This window comes from Mesorhizobium alhagi CCNWXJ12-2, from assembly GCF_000236565.1.
GTDB classification, from domain to species: domain Bacteria; phylum Pseudomonadota; class Alphaproteobacteria; order Rhizobiales; family Rhizobiaceae; genus Allomesorhizobium; species Allomesorhizobium alhagi.
In genome coordinates, this window is record NZ_AHAM01000032.1 from 56,807 (window position 1) to 63,047 (window position 6,241).

The window sequence follows — 6,241 nt, forward strand, 5'->3', positions numbered from 1 at the left end:
TGCGAAAAGAGGGATCGCGGACATGAATTACTGGCTTTTCAAATCGGAACCTTCGACCTTTTCCTTCGAGATGCTGAAGGAAAAGGGCAAGGCAGGCACGCAGTGGGACGGCGTGCGCAACTACCAGGCCCGCAACAATATGCGCGCCATGCAGATCGGCGATCTCGGCTTCTTCTATCACTCTAACGAGGGGCTGGACGTTGTCGGCATCGTCGAGGTCTGCGGGCTGGCGCATCACGACACCACCACCGACGATCCGCGCTGGGAGTGCGTCGACGTGCGGGCGGTGAAAGATGTTCCCAATCCCCCGACGCTCGACGAGATAAAGGCCAACGAAAAACTGTCGAAGATGGTGCTGGTCAACAATTCCCGCCTGTCGGTCCAGCCGGTCGCGCCGGATGAATGGAAGGAAGTCTGCCGGATGGGCGGCCTCGTTCCGGCGCCGTGAACGGCCTGGCGCCGGCGGAAGCCGAGAGTTTCATTCTCGCCAACACTTCGCTTTCGGCGCCGCCGCATGTCCCCGAAATCAGGCTGCACCTAGCCGACGAGGCGCACGACCTCTGGCTGAAGACCGAGGACGAGCTCGCCTCTATCGGCCTGCCGCCGCCCTTCTGGGCCTTTGCTTGGGCAGGCGGGCAGGGGCTGGCTCGCTATATCCTTGACCACCCCGAGATTGTGCGCGGCAGGCGCGTGCTGGATTTCGCCTCCGGCTCGGGTCTGGTGGCGATCGCGGCTGATATGGCCGGAGCGCGCGGCATTCTGGCGGCCGACATCGATCCGTTCTGCGAGGCAGCGGTCCGCCTCAACGCCCGCGCCAACGGCATCTCCATTGAGTTTGCCGGTTCGGACGTCGTCGGCACTGACGGCGGCTGGGACGTCGTTCTGGCCGGCGACGTGTTCTACGATCGGCCCTTCGCCGAACGGCTCGTTCCCTGGTTCTCCACCCTGCATGAACGTGGTTCCGAGATCCTGGTCGGCGATCCCGGCCGCTCCTATTTGCCGAAGGGCAGGATGCAGGCGCTCGCTGTCTATCAGGTTCCAGTGACGCGGGCGCTTGAGGATGCGGACGTGAAGAAGACCACGGTCTGGCGCTTCGCTTGACGGGGGTCCTGCGCGGGCGTTGAATCCGGGCGAACAGGGGAGTCGCCCATGAATTTCGCAGGCATGAACTATCTCGCGATCGTCGTTGCCGCCATCGCGGCATTTGCCTTCGGGGCGGCATGGTATAGCGCACTGTCAAAGCCCTGGATCAAGGCTGCGCGCCTCGACCCATCCTCGAAATCGGCGCCGCCGCTGGCCCCGCTGCTGGCCACGAGCTTCGTCTGCGAACTGGTGATGGCCTGGGTGATGGCCGGCGTGATCGGCCACCTCGGTACGGGTCAGGTCACCTTGTGGAACGGCGTCGTGTCCGGCTTCTTCCTCTGGCTCGGCTTCCTCGCGACCTCGACCGCGGTCAATCAGCGCTACGAGGGATATGGCTGGGACCTCACCGTTATCGACGCCGGCCACTGGCTTGGCGTCGCCCTGATCATGGGCGGCGTGATCGGCTGGTTCGGCGTCTGATTTGCTACTCGGCCGCACTGTCCTGACGGAACCAGTCCGCGACCGCAGCCTTCGTGCGAGTTGTGCCCGCGGGCTTGCGCAGCTTTGCGGTTGCAATATGCTGCCGCGTCGACCGCCGCCTGGGAGGATTGCCATGGAACCGACATCGCTGCTGATCTTCGCAGGCGCGCTGTTCGTCGCCGCCGGATCGCCGGGGCCGAGCATTGCCGCGCTGGTCGCGCGGGTGATTTCCAAGGGATTTCGCGATGTGCTGCCGTTCCTGGCCGCGATGTGGATCGGCGAGGCGATCTGGCTATCGCTGGCGGTGTTCGGCCTCGCCTTCGTGGCGCAGACCTTCCATCTGGCCTTCGTGATCGTGAAGTATCTCGGCGTCGCCTATCTCGTCTATCTCGCCTGGAAGATGTGGACGGCGCCGGTCGATGTCCGCGACGGCTCGATGCCGCGCGAGGATTCGCCGCTAAAGCTGTTCCTGGCCGGCATGGCCGTGACGCTCGGCAATCCGAAGATCATGATGTTCTATCTGGCGCTGCTGCCGACCATCATCGATCTCGCCTCGGTGACGCTGGTCGGCTGGCTGGAACTGACGCTGACCATGGCTGTCGTGCTGGTCGCCATCGATGTCGGCTGGGTGATCGCCGCCGCGCAGGCGCGCAAGCTGCTGAAGAGCCGCCGCGCCATGAAGATCGCCAACCGGATCAGCGCCACGACTATGGGTGGCGCTGCGGCGGCTATCGCGGCGCGCTGAAGGCCGCAAAGGCGGTCTTTTCAAGCGCGTCGCGGAGCGCTCGCCAGCCAGCATCCCGTCGCTGCGCAAAAAAAACGCCGCGGCAAAGCGGCGTTTCTATTGTCAGGTTTCAGAAGCCTCACCCCTGGGGTTGAGGCTCCATGCCGCCTTCGGGCTCCTCGCCGCCGCTCTTCTTGCGGCGGCCGCCGCCCGTCGCGCCGGCTTTCGGCACGGCCGAACCGCGAGAGGTCGGCGTGTCGTCGCCCATGTCCCGCGAGGGCTTGTGACCGGCCAGAAGCTGCTTGATCTCCTCGCCCGACAGCGTCTCGTATTCGAGCAGGCCCTGCGCCAGTGCGATCCAGTCCTTCTTCTTCTTGGTCAGCACGGACTTGGCGGCCGAATAGGCCTCGTCGATCAGTCGGCGCACTTCGGCGTCGATGATCTGCGCGGTTTCTTCCGAGACGTTCTGCGTGCGCGCAACCGAGTGGCCGAGGAACACTTCCTCCTGGTTTTCCCCATAGGCGACGTGGCCGAGTTTGTCGGAGAAGCCCCAGCGCGTAACCATAGCGCGCGCCAGCTTGGTCGCCTGCTCGATGTCGGAGGATGCGCCGGAGGTGATGTTTTCCTTGCCAAACTTGAACTCTTCGGCGACGCGGCCGCCCATCATGATCGCCAGCCTGGAGATCATGTATTTGTAGCTCATCGAATAGCGGTCGCCTTCGGGCAACTGCATGACCATGCCCAGTGCGCGGCCGCGCGGGATGATGGTCGCCTTGTGCAGCGGGTCAGCCGACGGCATGTTGAGCGCCAGGATGGCGTGGCCAGCCTCATGATAGGCGGTCAGCTCCTTCTCGGCCTGGGTCATGGCCGAGGAGCGGCGCTCAGCGCCCATCATGATCTTGTCCTTGGCGTCCTCGAACTCGGCCATGGTGACGAGGCGCTTGTTACGCCGCGCCGCCATCAGGGCGGCTTCGTTGACCAGGTTCATCAGGTCGGCGCCGGAGAAGCCCGGCGTGCCGCGCGCGATGACCTTGAGGTCGACATTGGGCGCCAGCGGCACGTTGCGGATGTGGACTTTGAGGATCTTCTCGCGGCCGATAATGTCGGGGTTCGGCACCACGACCTGGCGGTCGAAGCGGCCTGGCCGGAGCAGCGCCGGGTCGAGCACGTCGGGACGGTTGGTGGCGGCGATCAGGATGATCGACTCGTTGGACTCGAAGCCGTCCATCTCGACCAGCAGCTGGTTCAGCGTCTGTTCGCGCTCGTCATTGCCGCCGCCGAGACCGGCGCCGCGATGGCGGCCGACGGCGTCGATTTCGTCGATGAAGATGATGCAGGGCGCATTCTTCTTGGCCTGGTCGAACATGTCGCGGACGCGGCTCGCGCCGACGCCGACGAACATCTCGACGAAGTCCGAACCGGAAATGGTGAAGAACGGCACGTTGGCTTCACCCGCGACCGAGCGCGCGAGCAGCGTCTTGCCGGTACCGGGAGGGCCGACGAGCAGCACACCGCGCGGGATCTTGCCGCCAAGGCGCTGGAATTTCTGGGGGTCGCGCAGATAATCGACAATCTCGACGAGGTCTTCTTTGGCTTCGTCGACACCAGCGACGTCGCCGAAAGTGACGCGGCCATGCGCCTCGGTCAGAAGCTTGGCCTTCGACTTGCCGAAGCCCATCGCGCGTCCGGAGCCGGATTGCATCTGGCGCATGAAGAAAATCCACACGCCGAGGATGAGCAGCATGGGCAGCCAGCCGATCAGCGCGCTGAAGATCGAGCCCGAGCCGTCGTTCTCGGGCCGCGCATTGATCGTCACGCCCTTCTGCTCGAGCTTGGAAACCAGCGAAGGATCGCCCGGCGAATAGGTCTGGAAGCCGGCATTGTTGTCGACATAAGTGCCGCTGATGCGCTCGCCGGCGATCGTCACCGTCTTGACGCGGCCTGCCGAAACGTCGCTCAGGAACTCCGAATAGGCGATCTCGCTGGTCGCCCCCCGCGTCTGAGGGGTCTGGAACAGATTGAACAGTGCGATCAGGAGAACGGCGATGATCGCCCAGAGCGCGAGGTTGCGATAATTCGGATTCATCTATTGTCCCGTTTGCGACCGACAACGGGCGCAAGTCCAGTGTGAATGTATGCCCCTAACATAGGGAGGGCGCAGTGCATTGCCAAGCGCAACCGCTGTTCTCGGTTAAGCTCCGGTCACATTGTGGTTTGCGTATGGCGAGGCCGGTGGCGGCGCGGCGCCCAGCAGTTCGGCCACGGCCCGCGCCGGCTCCAGATCGAAGGAAGGCAGGAATCGCGTCCAGGGCGCGACGAGGGGAATTGCCACCGGCTTGGCGGGTTCGCTTCCGCCCGAAAACGTCGGCTCGGCGGAAAGTGCTGCACGAACAAGACCCGGCGGAATATCTGCGGGGGGCGTTTCGGCGTCAGGCTCGATTGCGGGGTCATGCGGGCCGACGAGCATACCTCCGGCCCCGCCTGAAATCCGGTAGCGGCCGTCCCAGATCATGCCGTCGCGAACCGGCTCAGGTTCGGGCAATCCGCGCGTTTCACGCAGCAGGAAGACTCCGCCGCGCCGCGCGTCGACCAGCGTCCGCGACAATGTGGCGCAAAAGGGTTTTGCAGAAAGCCGATCGAAAAGCCGGGCCACGCGCGCCTCGTCGGGCAGATGCGGCGTGCCGCCGATCGCGGCCAGCAGGATGCGCAGCGCATAGACCGCGCCGTCGCGAGGCTCGGCCGCGGCGAAGGCTGGATCGAGCCGGAACAGGCGAGGCGCGACGTGACGCGCATGCGCCCAAATGAGGCCGGCCGCCTCGCGTCCGAGATATTCGCGTAGCAGCGCTGCGTCGCGAGCAGCAGTCAGCAATTTCGAGACATCGGCGTCGTCGCGCAAACGGGCGCGGGCGCGCGGACGCTCGAACGCCTGGTTGACGTTGGTCGGGTCTTCCAGCCATGGAACGCCATTGGCGCGCAGATAATCGCGCAGCGTCTCGCGGCGGGTTTCGAGCAGCGGCCTGACGATCCAGGCCTTCCCGTCGAACAGTGTCGCAGGCGCCATGCCGGCAAGGCCGCGGCCGTCGCTGCGGGCCTGGCGCATCATCACGGTTTCCGCCTGGTCGTCGGCGGTGTGGCCGGTGACGATCAGGTCCGTGCCTTCTTCGCCCGCGGCTTCGGCCAGCAATGCGTAGCGCGCCTCGCGCGCAGCCGCCGGCAAGCCGGTCGCGGGCTTCGGTCCCTCCCAAGCGAGAATGCGGTGGGCAATGCCATGGCTTTCAGCAAAGCGTGCGACGGCTTGCGCCTCTGCTGCCGAATCCGGTCTCAGGCCGTGATCGACGGTCATCGCCACCAACCGCACCGCCGGCGCATTCTCGTCGAGATAGGCCTTCAGCAGCAGGAGCAGGGCGGTGGAGTCGCTGCCGCCCGAGACCGCCGCAATAACAGCGACGCGCGCGGTGAGATCGAGATTCGAAAATGGCTGGGAAAGATCGCTGTCCACCCTGGAGCGCTTCAGGTCAGCACGCGGCCAGCGCCTGTTCCTGCTTGACGCGGCCCTTGAGCGCACCGGAAATGTCGGGATAGCGCTTGCCGATTTCGGCGAAGGTCGCGCAGGCGACGTCGCGCTGGTTGAGCCCGACCAGCGAGACGCCGAGCTTCAGCAGCATGTCTGGAGCCTTCTTGGATTTGGGGTAGTTCTTGTTGGCGGAGAGGAAAACCTCGGCCGCGTCGCGGTATTTCTGCTGCCCGAGCAGCGATTCGCCGAGCCAGAAATGCGAGTCAGCGGTCTTGGGGTCGGAGGGGAAGCGCGCAATGTGGTCGCGGAAGCCGGCTTCCGCCGTGCTGTAGTCGCCCGACAGGATGAATTCGTAGGAATTGCGGTAGAGCTCTTCCGGGTCGTCAGTCGCGGGCAGCGCCGCCACTACTTCGCCGCCAGGGGCGGGAGCGGCTCCCCTA

7 protein-coding genes are annotated in these 6,241 nt (G+C 65.1%); 4 read left to right on the top strand and 3 right to left on the bottom strand.

Translation table 11 applies throughout. The features are described 5' to 3' along the window. The first annotated feature begins 22 nt into the window (after window positions 1-22). The 4 genes from MAXJ12_RS04645 to MAXJ12_RS04660 all read left to right on the top strand — a co-directional run bounded on the left by MAXJ12_RS04645 (window position 23) and on the right by MAXJ12_RS04660 (window position 2,308). Window positions 23-448 carry an EVE domain-containing protein gene (locus MAXJ12_RS04645; protein ID WP_008834617.1) on the top strand — a complete coding sequence of 142 codons (426 nt, stop codon included), beginning with the start codon at window positions 23-25 and terminating at the stop codon, window positions 446-448. Further along, the gene (locus MAXJ12_RS04650; RefSeq protein WP_050898785.1) at window positions 403-1,101 is read left to right on the top strand and encodes a class I SAM-dependent methyltransferase; all 699 of its coding nucleotides are present in this window, start codon (window positions 403-405) and stop codon (window positions 1,099-1,101) included. The genes MAXJ12_RS04645 and MAXJ12_RS04650 overlap by 46 nt, the downstream gene beginning before the upstream one ends. 48 nt (window positions 1,102-1,149) lie before the next feature. Further along, entirely contained in the window at window positions 1,150-1,563 is a 414-nt protein-coding gene (locus tag MAXJ12_RS04655) for a DUF1761 domain-containing protein (RefSeq protein ID WP_008834619.1), read from the top strand. A 133-nt stretch (window positions 1,564-1,696) separates the two neighbouring features. Continuing rightward, on the top strand, window positions 1,697-2,308 hold the full coding sequence (locus MAXJ12_RS04660) for a LysE family translocator (protein ID WP_008834620.1): 612 nt from the start codon (window positions 1,697-1,699) through the stop codon (window positions 2,306-2,308). A 118-nt stretch (window positions 2,309-2,426) separates the two neighbouring features. Here the strand turns inward: MAXJ12_RS04660 and ftsH are convergent, their stop codons facing one another. The 3 genes from ftsH to ybgF form a co-directional block, all read right to left on the bottom strand. Then, window positions 2,427-4,373, bottom strand: coding sequence for an ATP-dependent zinc metalloprotease FtsH (ftsH, locus tag MAXJ12_RS04665; protein ID WP_008834621.1), 1,947 nt, complete (start codon window positions 4,371-4,373; stop codon window positions 2,427-2,429). A 105-nt stretch (window positions 4,374-4,478) separates the two neighbouring features. Continuing rightward, the gene (gene tilS, locus MAXJ12_RS04670; protein WP_008834622.1) at window positions 4,479-5,786 is read right to left on the bottom strand and encodes a tRNA lysidine(34) synthetase TilS; all 1,308 of its coding nucleotides are present in this window, start codon (window positions 5,784-5,786) and stop codon (window positions 4,479-4,481) included. Between the two features lie 16 nt (window positions 5,787-5,802). Continuing rightward, window positions 5,803-6,241: tol-pal system protein YbgF (gene ybgF / locus MAXJ12_RS04675; protein WP_040584879.1), on the bottom strand; the 439-nt coding region annotated here is incomplete at its 5' end.